The organism is Rhizobium sp. SEMIA4064 (assembly GCF_003025035.1).
Taxonomy (GTDB): domain Bacteria; phylum Pseudomonadota; class Alphaproteobacteria; order Rhizobiales; family Rhizobiaceae; genus Rhizobium; species Rhizobium paranaense.
Window position 1 is genome coordinate 281,284 of the sequence record NZ_PYJN01000019.1, and the last position, 22,146, is coordinate 303,429.

General features: G+C 59.8%; 25 protein-coding genes. 5 read left to right on the top strand and 20 right to left on the bottom strand.

Annotation, left to right across the window (positions count from 1 at the left end):
• Positions 1-2: 2 nt before the first annotated feature.
• The 3 genes from tolR to ybgC form a co-directional block, all read right to left on the bottom strand.
• Positions 3-461 (bottom strand): protein TolR, encoded by a 459-nt coding sequence (tolR, locus tag C9E91_RS15080; protein ID WP_107109095.1) that lies wholly within the window; start codon positions 459-461, stop codon positions 3-5.
• Between the two features lie 27 nt (positions 462-488).
• The gene (gene tolQ, locus C9E91_RS15085; RefSeq protein ID WP_107109096.1) at positions 489-1,211 is read right to left on the bottom strand and encodes a protein TolQ; all 723 of its coding nucleotides are present in this window, start codon (positions 1,209-1,211) and stop codon (positions 489-491) included.
• A 424-nt stretch (positions 1,212-1,635) separates the two neighbouring features.
• Positions 1,636-2,091 carry a tol-pal system-associated acyl-CoA thioesterase gene (ybgC, locus tag C9E91_RS15090; protein WP_107109097.1) on the bottom strand — a complete coding sequence of 152 codons (456 nt, stop codon included), beginning with the start codon at positions 2,089-2,091 and terminating at the stop codon, positions 1,636-1,638.
• A gap of 136 nt (positions 2,092-2,227) precedes the next feature.
• Between ybgC and C9E91_RS15095 the strand changes: the two genes are divergently transcribed.
• The 3 genes from C9E91_RS15095 to C9E91_RS15105 are packed head-to-tail and all read left to right on the top strand — an operon-like array spanning position 2,228 to position 5,234.
• Positions 2,228-3,448: an NAD-dependent epimerase/dehydratase family protein gene (locus C9E91_RS15095; RefSeq protein WP_107109098.1), complete on the top strand. Its 1,221-nt coding sequence runs from the start codon at positions 2,228-2,230 to the stop codon at positions 3,446-3,448.
• 14 nt (positions 3,449-3,462) lie between these two features.
• Entirely contained in the window at positions 3,463-4,311 is an 849-nt protein-coding gene (locus C9E91_RS15100; protein ID WP_107109458.1) for a glycosyltransferase, read from the top strand.
• Positions 4,308-5,234, top strand: coding sequence for an NAD-dependent epimerase/dehydratase family protein (locus C9E91_RS15105; RefSeq protein ID WP_107109099.1), 927 nt, complete (start codon positions 4,308-4,310; stop codon positions 5,232-5,234). The genes C9E91_RS15100 and C9E91_RS15105 overlap by 4 nt, the downstream gene beginning before the upstream one ends.
• Here the strand turns inward: C9E91_RS15105 and C9E91_RS15110 are convergent.
• From C9E91_RS15110 to ruvC, 8 genes are all read right to left on the bottom strand, one after another.
• Complete coding sequence (locus C9E91_RS15110; protein WP_107109100.1) at positions 5,203-5,766, bottom strand: DinB family protein; 564 nt, start codon at positions 5,764-5,766, stop codon at positions 5,203-5,205. The genes C9E91_RS15105 and C9E91_RS15110 overlap by 32 nt on opposite strands.
• Before the next feature lie 17 nt (positions 5,767-5,783).
• A complete protein-coding gene (locus tag C9E91_RS15115; protein ID WP_107109101.1) occupies positions 5,784-6,293 on the bottom strand; it encodes an NUDIX hydrolase in 510 nt (169 codons plus the stop codon).
• 4 nt (positions 6,294-6,297) lie between these two features.
• Positions 6,298-7,200, bottom strand: coding sequence for a metallophosphoesterase (locus tag C9E91_RS15120; RefSeq protein ID WP_107109102.1), 903 nt, complete (start codon positions 7,198-7,200; stop codon positions 6,298-6,300).
• Positions 7,197-8,240 (bottom strand): Holliday junction branch migration DNA helicase RuvB, encoded by a 1,044-nt coding sequence (gene ruvB, locus C9E91_RS15125; RefSeq protein WP_107109103.1) that lies wholly within the window; start codon positions 8,238-8,240, stop codon positions 7,197-7,199. Before ruvB ends, C9E91_RS15120 begins: the two co-directional genes overlap by 4 nt.
• Positions 8,237-8,635 (bottom strand): type II toxin-antitoxin system VapC family toxin, encoded by a 399-nt coding sequence (locus C9E91_RS15130; RefSeq protein ID WP_107109104.1) that lies wholly within the window; start codon positions 8,633-8,635, stop codon positions 8,237-8,239. The genes ruvB and C9E91_RS15130 overlap by 4 nt, the downstream gene beginning before the upstream one ends.
• On the bottom strand, positions 8,604-8,894 hold the full coding sequence (locus C9E91_RS15135; protein ID WP_107109105.1) for an AbrB/MazE/SpoVT family DNA-binding domain-containing protein: 291 nt from the start codon (positions 8,892-8,894) through the stop codon (positions 8,604-8,606). The genes C9E91_RS15130 and C9E91_RS15135 overlap by 32 nt, the downstream gene beginning before the upstream one ends.
• A gap of 54 nt (positions 8,895-8,948) precedes the next feature.
• Positions 8,949-9,563 carry a Holliday junction branch migration protein RuvA gene (gene ruvA, locus C9E91_RS15140; protein WP_107109106.1) on the bottom strand — a complete coding sequence of 205 codons (615 nt, stop codon included), beginning with the start codon at positions 9,561-9,563 and terminating at the stop codon, positions 8,949-8,951.
• Positions 9,564-9,639: 76 nt separating this feature from the next.
• Positions 9,640-10,152, bottom strand: coding sequence for a crossover junction endodeoxyribonuclease RuvC (gene ruvC, locus C9E91_RS15145; protein WP_107109107.1), 513 nt, complete (start codon positions 10,150-10,152; stop codon positions 9,640-9,642).
• A 194-nt stretch (positions 10,153-10,346) separates the two neighbouring features.
• Between ruvC and C9E91_RS15150 the strand changes: the two genes are divergently transcribed.
• Positions 10,347-11,345, top strand: coding sequence for an LLM class flavin-dependent oxidoreductase (locus tag C9E91_RS15150; RefSeq protein ID WP_107109108.1), 999 nt, complete (start codon positions 10,347-10,349; stop codon positions 11,343-11,345).
• A 71-nt stretch (positions 11,346-11,416) separates the two neighbouring features.
• Here C9E91_RS15150 and C9E91_RS15155 read toward each other — a convergent pair whose 3' ends face one another.
• The 8 genes from C9E91_RS15155 to C9E91_RS15195 all read right to left on the bottom strand — a co-directional run bounded on the left by C9E91_RS15155 (position 11,417) and on the right by C9E91_RS15195 (position 20,804).
• Positions 11,417-12,163, bottom strand: a complete 747-nt coding sequence (locus C9E91_RS15155) for a YebC/PmpR family DNA-binding transcriptional regulator (protein WP_107109109.1) — start codon at positions 12,161-12,163, stop codon at positions 11,417-11,419.
• 173 nt (positions 12,164-12,336) lie between these two features.
• A complete protein-coding gene (locus C9E91_RS15160) occupies positions 12,337-13,179 on the bottom strand; it encodes an MBL fold metallo-hydrolase (protein WP_107109110.1) in 843 nt (280 codons plus the stop codon).
• Between the two features lie 119 nt (positions 13,180-13,298).
• Positions 13,299-14,123 (bottom strand): TIGR00282 family metallophosphoesterase, encoded by an 825-nt coding sequence (locus C9E91_RS15165; RefSeq protein WP_107109111.1) that lies wholly within the window; start codon positions 14,121-14,123, stop codon positions 13,299-13,301.
• Between the two features lie 3 nt (positions 14,124-14,126).
• A complete protein-coding gene (locus C9E91_RS15170; RefSeq protein WP_107109112.1) occupies positions 14,127-14,714 on the bottom strand; it encodes a 5-formyltetrahydrofolate cyclo-ligase in 588 nt (195 codons plus the stop codon).
• Positions 14,715-14,819: 105 nt separating this feature from the next.
• On the bottom strand, positions 14,820-15,497 hold the full coding sequence (locus tag C9E91_RS15175; RefSeq protein WP_245407505.1) for an HAD-IA family hydrolase: 678 nt from the start codon (positions 15,495-15,497) through the stop codon (positions 14,820-14,822).
• A gap of 201 nt (positions 15,498-15,698) precedes the next feature.
• On the bottom strand, positions 15,699-17,096 hold the full coding sequence (locus tag C9E91_RS15180) for a virulence factor (RefSeq protein WP_107109113.1): 1,398 nt from the start codon (positions 17,094-17,096) through the stop codon (positions 15,699-15,701).
• The gene (gene mprF, locus C9E91_RS15185; protein ID WP_107109114.1) at positions 17,093-19,702 is read right to left on the bottom strand and encodes a bifunctional lysylphosphatidylglycerol flippase/synthetase MprF; all 2,610 of its coding nucleotides are present in this window, start codon (positions 19,700-19,702) and stop codon (positions 17,093-17,095) included. The genes C9E91_RS15180 and mprF overlap by 4 nt, the downstream gene beginning before the upstream one ends.
• A 619-nt stretch (positions 19,703-20,321) precedes the next feature.
• A complete protein-coding gene (locus C9E91_RS15195) occupies positions 20,322-20,804 on the bottom strand; it encodes an SRPBCC domain-containing protein (protein ID WP_107109116.1) in 483 nt (160 codons plus the stop codon).
• A 62-nt stretch (positions 20,805-20,866) separates the two neighbouring features.
• Between C9E91_RS15195 and C9E91_RS15200 the strand changes: the two genes are divergently transcribed.
• The gene (locus C9E91_RS15200) at positions 20,867-21,190 is read left to right on the top strand and encodes an ArsR/SmtB family transcription factor (protein ID WP_107109117.1); all 324 of its coding nucleotides are present in this window, start codon (positions 20,867-20,869) and stop codon (positions 21,188-21,190) included.
• 36 nt (positions 21,191-21,226) lie between these two features.
• On the opposite strand, the gene C9E91_RS15205 is transcribed toward C9E91_RS15200, so the two are convergent.
• Positions 21,227-22,090, bottom strand: coding sequence for a helix-turn-helix transcriptional regulator (locus tag C9E91_RS15205; protein WP_107109118.1), 864 nt, complete (start codon positions 22,088-22,090; stop codon positions 21,227-21,229).
• Positions 22,091-22,146: the final 56 nt, after the last annotated feature.

Genomic DNA, 22,146 nt, shown 5'->3' on the forward strand with positions numbered 1-22,146 from the left:
CGTCAGTGGTCCGTTATCTGCTGCGTAACCAGGCCGATATTCTTGTAACCAGCCTCCTGAATGCGCGACATCACGTCGGCGATGACGCCATAGGGCGCTTTCCCGTCGCCGCGCACGAAAATGCGTTCGTTGTAGCCAGTGGTGGCGATCGCCTTCAGCTTGGCGGCGATGTCGGCCGCGTCGATCTGCGTTTCCTGCAGGAAGACCTGGCCGTCCTGCTTGATGGAAATGGTGATCGGCTGGGTCTGGGCGTTCAAGGCGCCAGCCTGCGTTTGCGGCAGGTCGATCGGCACGCCAGACGTCATCATCGGTGCGGCCACCATGAAGATGATCAGCAGCACGAGCATGACGTCGACCAGCGGCGTCACGTTGATATCGGCGATCGGACCGCCCCGGCCACCGCCGCGACGCCCGCCCCGGCGGCCACCGCCGCCACCTTTGCCTCCAACAGACATTGCCATGTGATTTACTCCGGTTCCGTCTGCGATTTACTGCGCTGCCTGACGCGGCTGCAGCTTCTCATCGATTTGGCGCGACAGGATGGCGGAGAATTCGTCCGCAAAACCTTCCATGCGCCCCGACAGCTTGCCGGCATCGGCCGAGAACTTGTTGTAGGCAATAACCGCCGGGATAGCAGCGACGAGGCCGATCGCGGTCGCGAGCAAGGCTTCGGCGATACCGGGAGCGACGACCGCGAGGTTCGTCGACTTCGAGCCGGCGATCGCCTGGAACGAGGTCATGATACCGACGACGGTGCCGAACAGACCGATGAACGGACCGGCCGAACCGATGGTCGCAAGCGAGCCGAGGCGAGCGACCAGATGTTCCGATTCACGCGCCAGCGTGACGTCCATGGCGCGATCGATACGCATCTGCAGGCCGATCGGCGAACGTGCGCCGCGCTCGAACGACTTCTTCCATTCGCGCATGGCGGCGACGAAGATGGCGCTGAGTCCTGTATTGGTACGCTCCGAAAGGGTGCGATAGAGTTCCTCGAGCGACTGGCCCGACCAGAAGACCTGTTCGAAATGATCGAACTGCCGGCGTGCCCGAGCGTAGCTCAGATACTTGTCGATGACGATCGCCCAGGTCCATACGGATGCCGCGAGCAGTCCGAGCATCACGAGCTTGACCACCAAGCCCGCCTGCATGAAAAGCGACCAGAGAGTGATGTCCGGTGTGGTGGCCGCTGCCAATGCTACTTGTTCCATTGATCCAAAATCCCCGAATCCAAACGCCCGGCGCTAGACCGGGCGGCTAAAAGTGATCTCACAAGAAATGTTTGGCAGCCGCCGCTGAACGCCCTGGTCAAAGCTTTCCAAGCTTACAACTGCCTTCTTGCCGTCAAATTTGGTCAAAGGAAGGCGTGCGCCGCACAAACTCCGACAAGGGCAGTAAGACACTATTATGGTTAAAAGAATGTTAGCGTCGGAGCATGAAAGATTGGACGGTGACGAAGGTTATTCTGTCTCCTGGAAAGAACGGACCGGGCGAAACCGGCGGCGGGCACAAAACAAATCTTGCGCGCGGAAATTCCTTCACACAAAAGTCAAGTTTTAGCAAGGAGACTTTTCGGACCGCGATATTGCCGTGCGCGGCTGCCTGCCAGCCGCGCTAGCAGCCCGCGTCGCGACGTTAAACCGCAGCCTCGGACGCCACCAGCATCTGCGCAGCCAACTTTTCCGGTAACCGCCGCGGTTTTCCCTTGGCGTTGATCACGGCGATAATGACCTTGGCCGAGATCAGCAGCGTCTCGCCGCGGCGGATTTCCTGGGACAGCACCATCTTGGCGCCGCCGGCCTTCTCGGTCGTCGTGCGAATCACCAGCAGATCGTCCATTCGCGCCGGTCCCTTGAAGTCGATCTCCATGCGGTGAACGACGAAAACCAGCCCTTCCTCATCGGCATTCAGAAGCTCGCGCTGTTCCACGCCGAGGCAGCGCAGGTAGTCCGTGCGGCCTCGTTCGAGGAAGTGGAGGTAGCGCGCGTGATAGACGAGGCCGGAAAAATCCGTATCTTCGTAATAGACTCGCTGCACCAGCCGGTGGCCACCGGCTTCCAGTTCCCCGGCAATCAGAAAGGGGCTGTTCATCGTCGCCGCATCTCCAAAAAATCTGGGGACCCTCTTTGGCCGAACTTCTGCCATCAAGCAAGCTTTGAACGATTGTCATAAATACTGACTATCCGGGATAGGCCGGATAGCGGTCGACGCAGAAGGAAACGATCTCATGAAAATAGCGGTTATGGGCGGCGACGGTTTTATTGGTTGGCCAACCTCGCTGCATCTCTCCGACGCAGGTCATGAGATCCATATTCTCGACAATCTCTCCCGCCGATGGATCGATACGGAACTCGGCGTCCAGTCGCTGACGCCGATGGATTCGATCCAGGAGCGCACCCGCATCTGGCACGCCGAGACCGGCCGCCGCATCCATTTCAACCTCATCGATCTCGCCAAGGATTATGAGCTTTTGAAAAAGTGGCTGGCCGAGCATCGCCCGGATGCAATCGTGCACTTCGCCGAACAGCGGGCCGCGCCCTATTCGATGAAGAGCGACCGCCACAAGAACTACACGGTCAACAACAATGTCAGCGCCACGCATAATCTCCTGAACGCGCTGGTGGAGCTCAACCTCGACGCCCATCTCGTCCACCTCGGCACCATGGGCGTCTACGGCTATTCGACGGTCGGCGCCGCCATTCCGGAAGGCTACCTGCCCGTCGGCATCGAGACCGCCGATGGTCGAACGGTTAATCAGGATATTCTCTATCCGGCCAATCCAGGCTCGATCTATCATATGACCAAGTGCCTGGATCAGCTCCTCTTCCAGTTCTATGCCAAGAACGACGGCCTCAGAATCACCGACCTGCATCAGGGCATCGTCTGGGGCACGCACACGGAGCAGACCCGCCGCCATGAGCAGATCATCAACCGTTTCGACTATGACGGCGATTACGGCACGGTGCTGAACCGCTTCCTCATCCAGGCGGCGATCGGCTATCCGCTGACCGTCCACGGCACCGGCGGGCAGACCCGCGCCTTCATCCACATCCAGGATTCCGTGCGCTGCATTGAGCTGGCGCTGAAGAACCCGCCGCCGCGCAACGCCCGCGTCGAGATCTTCAACCAGATGACGGAGACGCATCGGGTCCGCGATCTCGCGGAGATGATCGCCAAGTTGAGCGGTGCGGAAATCATTCGTCTGCCCAATCCTCGCAAGGAAGCGCCGGAGAACGACCTGATCGTCAAGAACGACAAGTTCCTCGATCTCGGTCTCGCGCCAATCACCCTGCAAGCGGGTCTTTTGAGCGAAATCGTCGATGTCGCCAGGAAATATGCCTATCGCGTCGATCGCTCCCGCGTCCCGGCCGTTTCCGCCTGGACGAAGGATCTCGCGGCGACCATCAACCACGATCCCGAAGGTAAGCGATTGAAATCGGTCTCATGATGTTCGGAAGCGAAATGCTGCAGGGAGTGCGGCCACGCTCCAGCCCTCGGGCGCGGCAAGCCTTTGTCACGCTCGTCACCAATGCCGATTACGCCATGGGCGCAAAGGCGTTGATGCACTCGATTTCGTGCACCAACACCAAAGCGGATATGGTCGTGCTGCACACGGCAGGCGTCGACGAAAGCGATCTTGTGCCGCTGGAGGAACTCGGCTGCCGGTTGGTGGACGTGGAACATCTGCCGCTCTCCGACGAATTCAACGAGCGCCACGCGCGCGGCAATCTCCACGCCAACGCCCCCTTCACCAAAGGCCGCAAGCCGTCCTTTCACTCGCCGCTCGATAATTTCTGCAAGCTCAGGCTCTGGCAGCTCATCGATTACGACACCTGCGTCTTCATCGATGCGGATGCGCTGGTGCTGAAGAATGTCGACAAGCTCTTCGACTATCCGGAATTTTCCGCCGCACCCAATGTTTATGAAAGCCTTGCGGATTTTCATCGAATGAATTCCGGCGTCTTCGTCGCCAAGCCTTCGCTTGCGACCTTCAAGGACATGCTGAAGCTGCTTGACCGTCCCGACGTTTTCTGGCGACGCACCGACCAGACCTTTCTTGAGACATTCTTCTCGGATTGGCACGGCCTGCCGGTCTTCATGAACATGCTGCAATATGTATGGTTCACCATGCCCGCGCTTTGGGACTGGAACAGCATTTCGATCCTGCACTACCAGTATGAGAAGCCTTGGGAGAAGAACCATCCGAAGGCTGATCAACTGAAGCCTCTGATCGATTTGTGGCACCATTTCCATGCCGGGCGCGACGTGCCTGACATAGCCGCATTCGCCAATCCGAAAGCAGCAGCATGAAAGTTCTGGTCTCGGGCGGAACAGGTCTCGTCGGTCGCTATATCGTCGAGGAACTGCTGGCCGCCGGATATCGAGTTGCCGTCGGCGGCCGCAATGCGCCGGAACCCGGCTTTTTCTCGCAGCCCGTCGCCTTCGTGCCGCTTCGCCTCGACCCTTCAGGCGACCAGAGCAACGTCTTCGACGATGCCTATTTCTTCGTGCACACGGCCTTCGCGCATGTCCCCGGTAAGTATCGCGGCGGCGAAGGCGATGACCCAGAGAGCTTTCGCCGGCTCAACCGGGATGGCACCATAAAGCTGTTCGAGACTGCGAAACGTGCCGGCATCCGCCGCTGCATTTTTCTCTCGTCGCGCGCCGTCTATGGCGACCGGCTGGCCGGCGAGACGCTGATGGAGGACATGATCCCGACGCCGAACACGCTCTATGGCGAAGTAAAGCGCGATGCCGAGCACGCTCTCTTCTCCCTATCCGCTCCCGGTTTTGCCACCGCAAGCCTAAGAGCGACAGGCGTCTATGGCGATCTCCGCCCGAACAAATGGGATGATCTTTTTGCGGATTATCTTGCGGGAAAGCCGGTTTCCTCCCGCGCGGGAACCGAGGTCCACGGCCGGGACGTCGGCCGCGCCGCCCGCCTTCTGCTGGAGACCGAGACCAGCCGCATCAACGGCGAGGCCTTCAACCTTTCGGATATTCTCACCGACACGCATGAGATCCTGTCGCAGTTGCAGCGGGCAACCGGCTGTCCGCACCCCCTGCCCGCACCCGCGCCACAGGGCGTCGTCAGCGTAATGGATATGTCGAAAATCCGTGCGCTTGGCTGGCGCGGCGGTGGGCCGGCTTTGCTGGAAGAGGCGATTGCGAGATTGGCGATGCCGCTACGCCCTGCGACGTTCAGCGCATCAGCATTGTCTCGTCCCAGCTAAGCGCCGCCAATTCCTCACCCCGGAACCTCGCGTCGTCGGCAACGATGAATTCATCCAGTTGCGGTGGAGCGACGCTGCTGCCGGCGAGCATGGCATGCACCTGCCCCCGATGATGGGTCTGGTGCTGGAAAAGATGACTCAGCACATCCTCCGCACGCTCTCTTTGGATGCGATTGCCGCGATGCAGGTCGATCACCCGCACCAGCGCCTCGGGATTCAGATGTTCACACAGAGCTACGAGCCGCCGGTCGACTTTGTCTTGCTCCACCGACAATGCATCCAGCGTGTCGAACGGCTCCTCGATGTCGAACGCCTTAAGACCGAGCGTGCCGCCTTCCAGCGCATCGACATAAAACCAGTCGACCGTGAGAATATGGTTAAGCGTCGACTTGATCGACGGAAAGAAACTCACCCGCCTGGCCTCGAACTCACCGGGCTGAAGGGCCGCACAGGCCCGATACAATCGGGTATTCGCCAGGGCGTTATTGTAAGCGAGCTTGCGGAATACGCGGATCGGATCGAAACCGGACATACTTTGCACTCCCTTCTCTACGCTTTGTCGAGATCACCGTCCCGCCAAACCAGATGGCGCGCAGTCTGTGGCAGGCTTTCGATCTCGTCGGCGATGAAATAGGGCGGAATATCCAGTGCAACCAGCGCCTCGCGCGTGGCCGGCACCCATTTGAATTCGAGATGATCGTCGCCGTCTTTGAGGCGATGAACGATCTCCTCGGGATGGAACGGGAAACTCCGGGGGATATCCATCAGATAATAGAGTCCCAGCTCGTGCCAGTTACGCCGTTCGTAGCGAAAGAAATTCTCCACCATCCAGAGCAGCCGGCCGACCACCACCTCGACGCCCAGCTCTTCGATCATCTCCCGCCGCAACGTCTCCTCCGACGTCTCGCCGATTTCCGCGCGGCCGCCCGGAAAGGTCCAGAACGGTTCATGCACGGCGCGATGGACGAGCACATGCCCCTCACGAAAACCGAGGCCGGCAACACGCATCTGATATCGCGCGTGACCGGCGTTCAACCTGATGATCTTGCGTTTCGACATCGTCCTATCCCAGATCGATCACAACGATTTCCGGCGGCACGCCGACACGAACCGGTGCGACCGAACAGCCGAGGCCACCGGAGACGATGATATGCCGGTCCTCCTCGACGATATGGCCATATACATATCGGTCGCCATAGCGCGACGGCAGATAGGGCGACCAGCCGAAAACCCTGACCTGCCCGCCATGCGTATGGCCGGACAATGTCAGCGACACGCGCGACGGTACGGTTGGGAAGATATCGGGCTCGTGCGCAAGGAGGATGACCGGCGCATCGTCATTCACCTGCGCCAGCGTGCCGTCGAGATCATCGAGCCCTTCCGTGAACTGACGCTTCCAGCGGACGCTCCGGCGCAGGGCAAGCTGATCTTCGACACCCGCAAGCCAAAAGCCATGTCCATCCTTTTCCAAGCGAACCGATCGATTGGAATAAACCGGAATTCCGACATCGACCAACGCCTTGTGACTGAATGTCGGGCCATGGCCGTTCTTCTGCGCAGTAGCATCGTGCCACCAGTCATGATTGCCGACGATCGCGTGAACGCCGAGCGGCGCCTTCAGGGCTGCAAGCTCCGCCGCCCATACGCCATGATCGACATGGCCAGTTACGAAATCTGTTCCCGATGTGTAATCGCCCAGGAGAACGATGATATCGCCACCGAGATCGTTGGCGCGGGCGCAGATGGATGCGATGCGATCGGCCGTCATCCACGGCCTGCACGCATGAAAATCGGCAAGCGCCACGATCCTTAGCTTCAGCCCCGGCGTCCAGGCTGGGGGAGTCAACTGGTAACGGGTTGTGCTCAAACGCACCACGGGCTCGTATCCGAAAGCATAGCCACCGAGTGTCAGCAACCCGACGATACTACTGCCGAAAAGCTTCAGAAACCCGCGTCGGCCAATCACTCGCCTTCCTCCTGGAACAGCCTGAACTGCGCTGCCTCCAGGTCCTTCGGCGGCTGCATCCCGAGATGCCGCCAAGCGATCGCCGTCAGCACGCGGCCGCGCGGCGTGCGTTGAATGAAGCCCTGCTGAATCATATAGGGCTCGATGATATCCTCAATCGCATCACGCGGTTCGGAGAGGCCTGCGGCGATGGTTTCGATACCGACCGGGCCGCCGCCGAAATTCACCGCGATCATGTTGAGATAGCGCTTGTCGAGCTGATCGAAACCGACATTGTCGACCAGCAGCCGGGTCAATGCCTCATCGGCGATCTCACGGGTCACAGCCTCGGCCTTCGCCACTTCGGCAAAATCACGCACTCGGCGCAGCAGGCGGCCGGCGATGCGCGGCGTGCCGCGGGCGCGCCGGGCAATCTCGCGCGCGCCTTCTTCAGTCATGCCGAGCCCCATTAGCCGCGCCCCGCGCCGCACGATCAGCTCCAACTCCTCGACGGTATAGAAGCTCAGGCGAACCGGAATGCCGAAACGGTCACGCAGCGGCGTCGTCAACAGGCCGAGACGGGTGGTAGCGGCAACCAGCGTGAATTTGGCGAGGTCGATCTTCACCGACCGCGCCGCCGGGCCTTCGCCGATAATCAAGTCAAGCTGGAAATCCTCCATGGCCGGATAGAGGATTTCTTCCACGGCCGGGTTGAGGCGATGGATTTCATCGATGAAGAGCACATCGCGCTCTTCGAGATTGGTCAGAAGTGCCGCAAGATCGCCGGCCTTGGCGATAACCGGACCGGACGTCGAGCGGAAATTGACGCCAAGCTCCTTCGCCATGATCTGCGCCAGTGTCGTCTTGCCGAGACCGGGTGGACCGACGAACAAGACGTGATCCAGCGCCTCTCCTCGCCCCTTCGCCGCCTCGATGAACACCTTGAGATTGGCACGCGCCTCCGCCTGGCCGGTGAACTCGTCCAGCGACTGCGGCCTCAGCGTCACATCCAGGTCTTCGCCCCGCTTTTCCGGCGATATCAGGCGTGCGGCTTCGCTCATGTCAGAAATTCCATTCCGGGTATGCGTTTCGCGGCTTTTTCATCGAAGGTTACGGTTTTGGCGCAGCCATTACGAGCTGCAATATGGGCCACAACATGATCCGACAGATCGAAATTCAACGGTGCATCGTCCGCTATAAGTTCATCAATGTAGTATTCATCTTCGAAGATCAGTTCTTCCGCCGCCAGCAATTGACGAAAGGCCGCGGCAATCACCTCATTGCCGTATTTATATCTTCGCCGGAGCACCCAGCAAACCTCCGCGAAAACGAGCAAGGAAATGAACGCCGGATCGGCCATTGAACGCTGATTGATGAAGCGCCTCGCAACCTCGAGCTGAGCGGGATCGTCTGCCAAGATAAATCTAAGTAGAACGTTGGTGTCGATGCCAATCATCTTTTATTCTCTGATCCTTTTCCTCAAGATATTCGCCGATTGCCTCGTCGATATCCTCAAGTGACAAGGGCGGCCGGTTGGGATCGTGCAGAAGGCCAGCCAAATCCGCAGCCTTCTTGTTCTTGGCGCGTAGGTAGATCTTGTCGCCATGCATGATGAAGCGGATTTTATCGCCGGGTTTGAGTTTCAGCTTCTCGCGAATCTCGACCGGGATCGTGGTTTGCCCTTTGGAGGTTACCGTAGCATCGTAAATGGTCATGGCTCGTCTCCTTACATTTTTATCTTAGCAAGGAATATTCAGGAAAGAAAGGAATTACCGGGACAGTTCCTTCAATCCCAGCCTGATCAGCTTGGCACTATCTGCCCCCTCGCCCGCCGACTTCATCGCGGCCGCGACTGCGTTCGCGGCCTGATCGCGGGAGTAACCGAGATTGGTAAGCGCGGAAACGGCATCGGCGACCGGAGCGGAAGCGACGCCCTCACCCAATTCCTGCTTGAGGCCGATATTGATCGCCTCGCCCGCAAAAGCCGGCGCCTTGTTCTTCAACTCAGTGACGATGCGCATTGCCACCTTCGGCCCGACACCCGGCGCACGGGACACGGCGCTGCGATCCTGCAGCGCGATCGCGTTGGCAAGCTCCGCCGGCGTCAGCGTCGACAACAGCGCCAGCGCCACCTTCGCGCCAATGCCCTGCACGGTCTGCAGAAGATTGAACCACTCCCGCTCCAACACCGACGTAAACCCGAAAAGGCGAATCTGGTCCTCGCGGACATAGGTTTCGATGAAGAGAACGCAGGCTTCCCCCACGGAGCCAAGCTTCGACAGCGTGCGCGCCGAGCAATAGGCGACGTAGCAGACACCATGTACATCCACGAGCGCATAGTCCTCGCCGATCTCTTCGATTGTGCCTTTCAACTTGCCGATCATGAATGATGTCCGTCAGGGATGGGTTTCGGGGAGATGAGGTCAAGTGAAGGAAAGTAGGAGCGGTAACGAAAACAAACTACCCCGCCAGTGCCGCCTGACGCATCCGGCTGGCACCGCGATTGTGGGCATGGCAGATGGCGATGGCCAGCGCGTCGGCGGCGTCGTTTCCCTTGAACTCTACTTTCGGCATCAAGATCTTCAGCATCATATGGATCTGCTGCTTCTCGCCATGCCCCACGCCAATCACCGCCTTCTTGACGGCGTTCGGCGCATATTCCGCAACCTGCAGTCCGGCGCGCGCCGGCACCAACATGGCGATCCCGCGCGCCTGACCGAGCTTGAGCGTCGCCACCGCGTCCTTATTGACGAAGGTCTGTTCGACGGCGGCTTCATCCGGCTTGTAGCTGTGGACGATATCGGCAAGCCCGTCATGAAGCTGGCATAGGCGCGACGCGAGATCCATCTCGCCATCCGATGTCACTGTTCCCGAGGCAACGAAACGCAGGGAATTGCCCAATGTGTCGATAATGCCCCAGCCGGTACGGCGCAGGCCGGGATCGATGCCGATGATTCGAATCATGTTCTGCATGCGTTAACCTATCTTTGGAGCAGCAGATGTGCCAGCAAAATGTGAACAAAACAAAAACAAACTCCCGACGCTATCGCCTTTCTGTAGTTCTGAAATCACGATGACGAAATTGCAGGGCGGGGTTTGGAATGGAGTGTCCGCGCTCCTACATGGAGAGAATTGCTCCTCCCCTTTCACCACGCAGGTTTCTTGCCATGGTCCCCTTTTCCATTCTCGATCTTTCGCCCGTTGCCGAGGGCAGCACCGTCAGCCAATCCTTCGAGAGCTCGAAGCGCATGGCGCAGAAGGCGGAAGCGCTTGGCTACACCAGGTTCTGGCTGGCCGAGCATCACGGCATGCCAGGCATCGCCAGCGCCGCGACCGCGGTCGTGATCGGCCATGTCGGAGCAGCGACTTCGCGTATCCGCATCGGCTCGGGCGGCGTCATGCTGCCGAACCATTCTCCGCTGGTAATCGCGGAGCAATTCGGCACGCTGGAAGCCCTGTTCCCGGGCCGCGTCGATCTCGGCCTCGGCCGCGCGCCGGGCACGGATATGCGCACCGCGCAGGCACTGCGCCGCAATCTCGATGCCGGCGCTCAGAGCTTTCCCAACGATATTGTCGAGCTGCAGCACCTATTCAGCCCGGCCGACGAGAACCAATCGATCCTTGCCGTGCCCGGCAACGGTGCCAAGGTGCCCATCTGGCTGCTCGGTTCAAGCCTCTACAGCGCCCATCTCGCCGCCATGCTCGGTCTGCCCTATGCCTTCGCCTCGCATTTTGCGCCGGAAGCGCTGCTCGACGCAGTCGCCATCTATCGCGACCGTTTCACGCCATCGGCAACGCTCGACAAGCCCTATGTGATGGTCGGCGTGATGGGTTCGGCCGCGGATACGGATGAAGAAGCGCAATATCACTTCACCTCGGCACAGCAGCAATTCGTCAACCTGCGCCGCAATGTCCGTGGCCCCTTCCCCCGTCCCCGCAAGGACATGGATGATTTCTGGACGCCGATGGAAAAGCTGAACGTCGAGCACACGCTGCGCTATGCCGTCGTCGGCTCACCCGCGACGGCGGAAGCCAAGCTTTCTCAGTTCATCAAGGATACGGAAGCGGACGAAGTGATCATCTCGATGCCGATCCACGACATCGAGGCGCGGCTGAGATCGGTGGAACTATTCGCGCAATTGCCGTCGTTCAAAAAGGCGGCCTGAAAAACAAAAGACCCCATTCTCCGTTAGGCAAAGCCTTGTGAGAATGGGGTCTATTTTTTTGGCAGAAGAAATTAGGCCGAAAGCTTGGCCAGAATCTCGTCGGAGACTTCGAAGTTCGAGTAGACGTTCTGCACGTCGTCATCATCTTCCAGGCTGTCGATGAGCTTCATCAGCGACTGTGCCTTTTCTTCGTCGACCGGCACATTGTTCTGGGCACGCCAGATCGCCTTGACGGTTTCGGCTTCGCCAAGCGTCGCTTCGAGCGCCTTGGCGACTTCGTTCATCGCTTCGAAACCGCAGATGATGGTGTGGCCTTCTTCGTCGCTCTCGACATCGTCGGCGCCGGCTTCGATGGCGGCTTCCATCACCTTATCGGCATCGCCGACCTCGGGCTTGTAGGTGATTTCGCCGACATGGTCGAAGGAGAAGGAGACGGAACCAGTTTCGCCGAGCGCGCCGCCAGCCTTGGTGAAGATCGAACGGACGTTCGACGCGGTGCGGTTGCGATTGTCGGTCAGAGCCTCGACGATGATCGCCGTGCCGCCCGGGCCGTAGCCCTCATAACGGACCGCATCGTAATTCTCGGTGTCCGCGCCGGAGGCTTTCTTGATGGCGCGATCGATATTGTCCTTCGGCATCGACTGCGCCTTGGCGTTCTGGATCGCCAGGCGCAAACTTGCGTTCATGCTCGGATCAGGCAGACCCGTTTTGGCGGCGACAGTGATTTCACGCGCCAGCTTGGAGAACATTTTCGAACGCACGGAGTCCTGACGGCCCTTGCGATGCATGATGTTTTTAAACTGTGAATGGCCAGCCATGGCACCCCTGTTCACGTCTTTTGTTGGGAATGGGCCGCCTTATAAGAGCGAAGTGGCTTTCATTCAAGCAAAAAGCCCGCGATGACGCCCCCGACAGGGCGCCCGGCAGCGATATCCTTCGAAGGTGTGCCCGGGCGGAGGGAGAGGGCCGCCCGGGCATCGTGCTGATCGGCTCAAAGCCCCTTCAGCACGTAAATCAGCGGCTTTCGCGGCAGCGTTTTCAGCGAAATCGTGGTGCTTGCGGTCGGCGCATAGGCTACGTCGAAATCCGGACCGAACATCGTCAGGAATTGCTGTATCGGCGGTCCCCAGCGATGCATGGGCAGAATGAGCGACGAACGCAGCCGCTTCACCACCCGGCTCATGCTATCCGCGCCCATGGTAAGGCCGCCATCGACCGGCACCATGACGACATCGAGCCGGCCGATCTCGGCATATTGCTTGTCGTTGAGCTCGAAATGCAGGTGGCCAAGATGGCCAATGCAAAGGCCCGCCACTTCGAAGATGAAGATCGAATTGCCGTTCGCCTCGACGCCTCCCGACAGGGAGCGGATATCGGTCACCACATTGCGGATCAGCGTATCGCCGACGGTCAAATTGATCTTCGCCGGCTCGCCGGGCGTATCGCTCCAGCCGTGCAGCACATATTTGATCGCCGGGTCCGGCGTCAGCGTGTAATGGCTCGGATGCGCCTTGTTCATCGTAACGACATCAGGCGTATGGGGCGGTGGGAAGACGCCGCTGAAATCAGTCGCGATCGACACGCCGCCGGGAGTCTCGATGAAGAGAGTGGCATGACCGAGGAAAGTGATTTTTACATCGCCGCCGACGGAATCGTTGGCCGGCGTCGGGGCTGAACCGGTAAAGCTGGCAAATGTCGCCTGCGGCAGCGACTGCGCGACGGCCTGACATTGGCTGACATGTGGGCGGGAAGGTCTCTCCTGGGCGTCTGCGACACTGCAACCTGCCACAGTGAGCAGGAAGATCACAGCGAAGACGGGAAATCGCAGCATCATGCCACCCTTTCAGCTCCACAGAGGGCGAAGGATGCGGCATGGCCTGAGGTACGTCCAGCGGCAATCCCGATCGGATTGCTCACAATCGCGTCATCGCCGCCGGGCGGTCAGCGGCTGGGCTAACGCCAGAATTCCGGAATGGTCTCGGCCAGGCGCGGTCCAATCCTGAGAGGCGCGATCTTTTCGGCAAGCCCCGTCGCATCCGATATCTCGACACCGACGCCGCAGATGGTGGCCGGGCCGGAAGCGGCCTCGAAACGACCCTTCGGCATCTTCGAAATGAAACGGTTGAGCGGCTCTTCCTTTTCCATGCCAAGCGACGAATCGTAATCGCCGCACATGCCGGCATCCGACATGTAGGCGGTGCCGCCGTTCAGGATCTGCGCGTCGGCAGTCGGCACATGCGTGTGCGTGCCGACGACGAAGCTGGCGCGGCCATCGACGAAATGGCCGAAACACTGCTTTTCGCTGGTCGCTTCGGCATGGAAATCGAACACGATGGCGTCCGCCTGCTCCTTCAGCGGGCAGGCATCGAGGATCGCTTCCGCCGACTTGAACGGATCGTCCAGTTCCGGATGCATGAAGACGCGGCCCATGATATTGGCAACGAGTACGCGGGCGCCATTGCGGGCATAATAGATGCCGGAACCACGACCGGGTGTGCCGGCAGGATAATTGGCGGGGCGCAGGAACTGATCATGGCGCTCGCAGAACACCACCGCTTCCTTCTGATCCCAGACGTGATTGCCCGTCGTCACCACATCGGCGCCGGCATTGATCGTTTCCAGAAAAATGTCCTCAGTGATGCCGAAGCCGCCGGCGGCGTTCTCGCCATTGACGATGACGAAGTCGAGCTTCAGATCGGAGATGAGGCCCGGCAGGCGATCCCAAACCGCAACCCGTCCGGTCTTGCCGACCATGTCACCTAAAAATAGCAGCCGCATTTCCTATCCAATCTCTACGGAGACGAAATTGAGTCCGCTCTCGGTCAAAATCGCGTCCAGGCGGACATCATGCGGCTCAGCCGGTACTGATGGCACTTCTTGGCAATCGAATGCAATGCCGATCAACCGTGGATTCAGCCCTTTTTGCTGCAATCGATCGATGGCGCGGTCGTAATAGCCCGCGCCGTAGCCAATACGATGGCCGGTATTGTCGAAAGCCGAAAGCGGCACCAGCATAATATGCGGGTCCAACACCGCAGCCTCTGGCCCCGGCCCTGCTGTGCCAAAGCCGCTGGAAACGAGCGGCGCACCCGCAACGAGTTCGCGAAAAACGATGGTGCGTTTGTCGAGGATGACCGGCACGCAGAGCCTTGCACCCCGCTCGCGCAGCCGCGCCATCAGCGGCCGTATATCCACTTCGGATCGGATCGGCAGGAAGCCGGATATGATCTCTCCGGGTTGAAACTCGATCGCATCGCCGGCATGCGCGAGCATCGCCAGCCCCTTTTCGATACGCTCATCGGGAGAAATGGCATCACGCGCTGCCAGGCGCTCGGTGCGATATAGGGTTTTCAGCTCTTTGGGGGTCATCGGGCTTTCGTGGATTTCGACAATATCACGAAAACATAATGAGCTGGCGGCCCATTGCAATGCGTGAACGCGACATGCGGTGATTGCATGCTCGCCAGTCGGACGTCAACCGTCCCGGCGCATCACCGAAATCCCGCCATCTCCATCGACATGCGCTCGAACATTCTCATAGTTCAGCAGCGTCGGATGATTGGTATCGACCGGATGGGAATGCGTCGCCGTAATCACCATGACGTCGGCGCCAGCGGATTCGCCCGCCCTGATGCCGGCCATCACGTCTTCGAAAACCAGGCAATCGGACGGTCGCAGACCGAGGCGCTCAGCGCCGAGAATGTAGCATTGCGGATCGGGCTTGCCGATCTTGACGTCTTCGGCGGTGACGATGAAGCGTGGAACCGGGATGCCGGCGGCGGCAAGGCGCGCCAGGGCAAGCCGATGTGGCGAGGAAGTGACGATCGCCCAGCGCTCCGGCGGCAGCGAGGCTAGGAATTCGATGGCACCCGGCAGAGGCACCACGCCTTCCACGTCGGCGATTTCCGCTTCCATGATCAACATCGACTCCGCTACCGGATCGACGCCCGGCAGGTTGAGCCGGCCGATCGTATCGACGCCGCGCGCACCGTGCATGGTCGGCATGAACGCCTCAACATCCAGCCCCTTGCCGCGCGCCCAATCCCCCCAGACACGCTCGGCGGCAGCGATCGAATTGATGATCGTGCCATCCATGTCGAACAGGAATCCGGAATAGCTTTTGTCAAAGGCGAAAGACGGTGCGGCGGACAAGGTTAGTCCCTTTCGGTTTGGCGGGATCAGTCGGCGAGCCAGGGCTCACTCACGATATCTCTGCTCCGACTACCGACAGCGGCGGCAAGAAGCAAATGAATGCTGGATGGCAGGTGGGAAAACGCCGGCTCACCGAGCTCTGGCATATCCATCATCGCGGCAGGATGCGCGACGGAGCAGACCGCCGCGCATAGCGCTATATTATTCGCCGAGCCGGCTCTTCAGACCGTCGATGATATGATTGGCCAGCGCCTCGTAGTCGTCATCGAAATGGTGGCCACCATCCATGGCGATGACTTCGGCGCCCGTGCCCTTTAGCGAAGGGCAGGCGACGTCCTCGTCGTCATCCTTGCCGTAGATGCATTGAACCGTCTTCGGATTGATAGACTTGAGATCGGCGAGGGGATCGCCGCCTTTGCCTTCGCTCTCGGCGCCGAGCCAGCCCATGACCGAGATCACATAGTCGACTTTGCGCGACAGCGACAGCAGCGACATCTGCACGATCTTGTCCTTATCCGCCTGCTTCAGGCGGTTGTAGCTCGCCGGCAGCACGTCGGCGCCGAAGGAATAGCCGATCAGCACCACATGCTTCACCTTGAAGCGCTTGGTGTAGTACTGGATCATGCGGGCGAGATCGTCGGCCGTCTGCTGCGGATCGCGCTCCGACCAGAAGTAGTGCAGTGAATCGACACCAACGACGGGGATGCCCTGGTCCTGCAGATAGCTGCCGACCTCTTTATCGATATCGCGCCAGCCGCCATCCCCGGAATAGACGATCGCCAGCGTGTCTTCCGTCGGCTTGGTGTTCATGACATCGACCGGCAGGCCGAGCGGCGACTTTTCACTGTCGATCGTCTTCATCAGATCCACCAGCCCGTCGCTCAGCGCCGCATAGGCGTCATCCTGGTCGGAATCAGTGACCTTGACGTCTGGATGCTCCTTCTGGATCTCCTCGACATGATCGCGTCCATCCTTGGGAGCCTTCGAGGTGAAGGTGGCAAGAATCGGGTTTGGCAGCGCGCCGTCTTGCAGGCCGAAGGACACCATGTCGCCATCGGTCTTCTTTTCGGCCGGCGTGCAAAGCTCCTGCTTCAGCGCGATGCCGAAGGTCGGATCGACAGCAAGCGTGCCGGCCACGGTGGCGTCGGGGGTCTGGGCGGCGATGGTCATCGCCATGGCGCCGCCGGCGCCGACACCGGCGATGACAGGCAATTCATAGGTGCTGTCGGCAAGGGAGCGCTGCACCTGCTGGCTCAGCGACTCCAGATCGGAGACCATGTAGATACAGCCGTCATTCTGGCTGACGTCATACTTGTTGAGCGACGCCAGGAAGGACGGATAGTCGATACCGATGACCAGGGTACCATTGGCGACGAGCTTGTCGGCAACGCCCTTTTCCTTGTCGCCCCAGCCGCTGGCGTCGGAGATCAGAACGACCTCGCTCGTCACCTTACCCTGCGGACGCATGATATGCGGCGGGGAGATCATGCCGAGATCGTATTTGGTGCCGTCCTCGTCCGCTTTCGCCGCGCCTGATGCCAGTAGGCCCGTTGTCAACATGAATGCGAAAGCGAATGACATTGCGTATTTCAAGATCATTTCCTCACGACCCCCTTAAGTCCGCCCCCGATGAGGAATGTGGCATCCATCAACGCGATCATTGGACTGACACCTCCCGAAACGGCTAGGTAACGTGGCTGCCATTCGGGATGAAATTTGGATTTGAAGGCACGAAGCCCTTTGAAATTGTAGTAGCGTTCGCCGTGTTCGAAGACAGTTCCGCCGACCCTGTCCCAAACCGGCGCCGATTCCCGCCTCGACATGCCCGATAGCGGCGCCATGCCGAGGTTAAAGCGCTGGAAGCCCTGCTCCTTCAGATACTCGAGAATCTGCACGAACAAAAAATCCATCGACCCCTTCGGCGCATCGGGCGAAAAGCGCATCAGATCGACGGAGCCCTCTTCTTTGGTCTCCGTCATCAGGATGTTTGCGAAAGCAACGATCTTACCATCCTTCTTCAACACGCCTACCGGCTGCGACACGACATAGTCGGGATCGAAAGCGCCAAGCGAAAAACCCTTTTCCTTGGCGTTGTGATCGGCAAGCCATGATTCCGAAACTTCGGCAAGCTGATCGATGACATCGGGCACATGCTGCGGCTCGATAACGGCAAATTCTAGTCCATCACGCACGGCACGGCTCGCCGTCTGGCGAAGATTGGCCCATTTGCCGCCCTTCAGCTCGAAATTCGCGAGATTGACCACCGCCAGCTCGCCGAGCTTGAAAGCACGCAAACCGGCATCGGCGCAATAGGACAAAAGTGTCGGCGATATCTGATAGAACACCGAACGACAGCCGGCCGAACGGGCAGCTTCGACGAAGCGCCAGACAAGCTCCGGCAGCGCGTGCCGAGGCCCGATCGGATCGAACAGCGCGATCCACGAACGGCCCTGCTTGCCATACATGATGAAAGCATCGCCCTTTTCGGAGAACATGATGCTTTTATCGCTCATGCGCACGAGATTGGCGTCGGCGACGCCTTGCTTGCGCACGATTTCAACGGCTCGTTCGACGGCATGGTCGGAAACCGGCTCCAGGCGCGCGGTAGCCGGCCGCAACAGGCTAAAGATCGCGATCGCAGATGACACGATGGAGATGCCGAGCACGGCACGAAGCCCGCGCGGCGCCTCTTCGGTAAATTCGAACTGCCACCAGAGCTGGTTGCTGTAATCCACGTCGCGATAGACGAAAAACAGGATGACAACGGCGCCGATGCAGATCACGGCGATTGCCGTCAACCATCCGCCCGTCAAAGCTTGGTTGAGCAGCGAAGCCGGGCGTGTGAACAACCGGCGGCTGACGACGAGGCCGAAAACGAGGAAGGCGAGAAGCGCAGCCTCGACCACCGCGATGGCCTTCAGCAGCGAGAACAGCAGCGCAAAGACCGCCGAGATGATCGAAACCCACCAGGCGCCATCGAGACGCTGGCCGAGGCCGCGGGCAGCAACGATCATCGCCAGGCCGAGAAGGCTGGAGATAAAGTGCGCGCTTTCGACGAGCGACAGCGGCAGAAAGCTGGAAAGAAATTCGAGGTTCCTGTCCGGCGTCGGCGTCACGCTCGAAAACACCAGCATCATGCCCAGCAGAAGCGCGAAGGTCGACAGCAACTGCGGCATCAGCCGACCGCCGATACGCCGCATGCTGGAAGCGGCCGGGTGGTCGACGAAACGACGCAGCTCCGCCGCCGAAACCGCAAGGATCGCGATCGCCAGCGGGATGACGTTGTAGATGACGCGGTAGAGAACCAGAGAACCGAGAACGGCGTCAGCGTTCACGGAGCTGCCGAGCCACGCGATGATGATCGTCTCGAAAACGCCGAAACCGGCCGGAACGTGGCTGAGCACGCCGAGGCCGACAGCGATGGCGTAGATCGCGAAGAAGCCGGGCCAGCCGATGGCCGAATCCGGCAGCAAGACGTAGAGCACGGAGGCCGACGCGGCGATGTCGACCGCGGTCACCAGGAATTGGCGCGACCAGGTCAGCGAATCCGGCAGTCGGATGGCGATCGGCCCGATCCGAACCTCGCGGCCATTGCGGCCCACGATGATCACTATGGCCAGCGCTGCGAGAATAGCACCGGCGATCAGACGCAGCCACAGGCCGTCGACGTTGATCAGCGGGCCGATCTCATCGGCGATGATCATCAGCGCGATGGCACCGACGGCGGCAAGCCCAAGGCCGAAGGCAAGCGTCACGAAAGCGATGACACGGGTAATGTCGTCCGGGGCCAGACCGAGCCGGGTATAGGCGCGATAGCGGATGGCGCCGGCGCTGAGCGCACCGAAGCCGGCGGTGTTGCCGACGGCATAGGCGCTGAAGGAGGTCAGTGCCACATGCGGGAACGACAGCCGTTTGCCGATATATTCCAGCGCGTTCTGATCATAGAAGATCAGCGAAAAGAAGCTGAGACCCGTAAAGAACAGGGCAAGCAGGATGGACGAGACTTTCGTCGTCGCCAGCGCATGCACCACATCGTCATAGCGCACTTCGTTCGTCAGATCGAAGATCGCATAGGCGGCGATACCGAAGACGGCAACGGTGAGGATAGCGACGATCAGCGTGCGATTGCGGTTCAAGAATCCGCTTATGCCACCGCGCGCTTCCAGTTCCTCATCGGCTTTTTCCAGATCGATTGGGGTCGACATGCTCTACCTGTTTGAATTGGCTTTCGCCGGTCCCGTTTGCTCGGATATGCAGTAACGGTAGTCTGCATCTTCGTGTTACCGCCTGCACTTCTTACGACGGGCTCTTTTTCTCGAGCGCTCCCATCATTCTGAATTTGGGCAATTTTGGCGCAGGACCCGTTCCGCCAGCAATGAATCTGTTATTATTTAAAGGAATTTGTCATTCACCCGGATTTTGAGCTTATCCACACAGAAAAGTGAACAGTGTGACCTGCAATCAACGCAGCTCTCTATCAGGAAATTCCAGCTAGTCACACCTGCCGATGCATCTTTTTGACGATCGTATCTTCCAAATCCGGCACACGTTGCGTTCCCGAGCGCAGCTCGAGCTTGTCGACCCGCTCCAATCTTTGGCGATATTCATCGGTTTGGTGGCCGGTTATGTGCTTTATTCGGCTGGAAGCGCGACCGACGCGGTCGCCTCGACAACTATCCATGGCGCGCAGGCTGACGCAGAGTTTGCACGCTTGGCACCGGGGGTAAGCGCTTGCACTGGTCTTCTCGGCGGCAACGCGCCGCCGGGAAGCTTGCGCGGTTGAGACGGTGAACGGTGAGCAGCGTATGAGCGCTGCCTGTTGCCTCATCGATCCGGCGCCTCCGCAGGCTCGCCGCGCATTTCGCTCAGGAAGAATCCCTCGCGCAGATTGATGTCGTACTCGACGAAAGCCTTCATGCAGCAAAGCATCTGCGTCCAGCCCTCGCAATTCAAATAGGTGCCGCGCCGCCCGGCTGCGTCCTCGCGCCAGCCGGATTCCTCGATCGTCACCAGGGTACCGCCATCCTCCAGCGGTTCGAACGTCATCTCCACCTTGGTCCTGTAGCGCGCTCCGTCTTCGCCGGTGCCGCCTTCCCAGTGAAAGACGATCCGTCGGTCGGGCTTCACCTCGCTGACCTCGACCGGCGCGTTTTTCCACCAGATCACGGTCGTTCCTGCCACGAGCGGCGCGCTGGCGCCGCCGACGGTGGTGAAATAGCTCGAAAGCTTCTTCGGATTGACAACTGCATCGAAGACCTCATCCACCTTGCGGCCGATGCGTCCCGAAATACGAACATTCAACGTCATGGTTTTCCTCCGCTGTGCTCATCTCCATTGCGATCAAGGTCATTATGTTATAAAAACATAACATGTCAAGCGAATCGGACAGCGACCTCATTTTCAAAGCCCTGGCGCACCGCCGTAGGCGCGAAATCCTCGACATGCTCAAGGAGGCACCGAGGACGACCGGCATGCTCTGCGAGACTTTTGCGGATATGGACCGCTGCACGGTGATGCAGCATCTGAAGGTGCTGGAAGAGGCTGATTTGGTAATTGCCAAGAAGGAGGGTCGTGAGCGCTGGAATCATCTCAACAGCCTGCCGATCAAGCAGATTCACGACCGGTGGATCAGCGCCTATGCCGGCCACGCATTATCGATCCTTGACCGGCTGAAAAGCGATCTTGAAGGCTGAGGTTACAGGGGCCTTATGCGCTGGCGCGCCGCGCGATCAGCTTTTTGCGTTCCGACCCAGGAGTGTCTTCAGCTTCTCGCCGGTTCCGTCCTCATCCAGCGGCGTATAGACGACCAGCTTCATATCCGGCCGGTCGATGACGGCAAGTGCCGTATATTCGAACGTCATCAGCCCGCCCTGCGGATGGCGCAAGCGCTTGTAGCCTGCGAGCGGCCGCAGCACTTCCTGTTTCGGCCACCAGGCGCGAAATTCCGGGCTTGTCTGCGTCAACGTAGCGATCAGCCGTTCGAAGTCGGGATCGCCTGCGTAGCGCGCGCTGTCAGCGCGGAACATGGCGAGCGAATTTGCCGCCACGATCTCCCAATCGACCAACAGCTCGCGGTGCGCAGGATCGGTAAATACCCGATGGACGCTATTGCGCGCATCGCCTTGCAACGCGCCGTAATCGCCGAAAAGAGCCACCGCCGCCGAATTCCAGGCAAGCACATCCCAGCGCCGGCCGAGGACATAGGCGGGTTGGCCGGTGAGGCTCGCAAGCATCCGCCGCAGGGATTCCGGCACCTCTTCCGGCCCGCGCGAAGGAATTTCCGCCGACGGCCGATCGCTTAAGGTGAAGAGATGCCGTCGTTCCGCAGGGTCCAGCCGCAATGCATCGGCAAGCGCCGACAGCACTTCCGCCGAAGCACGCACATCCCGCCCCTGCTCCAGCCAGGTGTACCAGGTGGCTCCGACGCCTGCGAGAAGCGCCACTTCCTCGCGTCGCAACCCCGGCGTCCGCCGGCGAAATCCATCCGGCAGACCCACGCTTGCCGGCGTCAGCTTCTCCCGGCGAGATCGAAGAAAAGCGCCGAACTCACGGCGTTTAGCTTCGAGAACGGTCTGGTTTTGATTGATGGTCATGGCTCATCATAGCAGGATGAATACTAGGATAAAACCGGAACTGTTTGCCGCTTTCG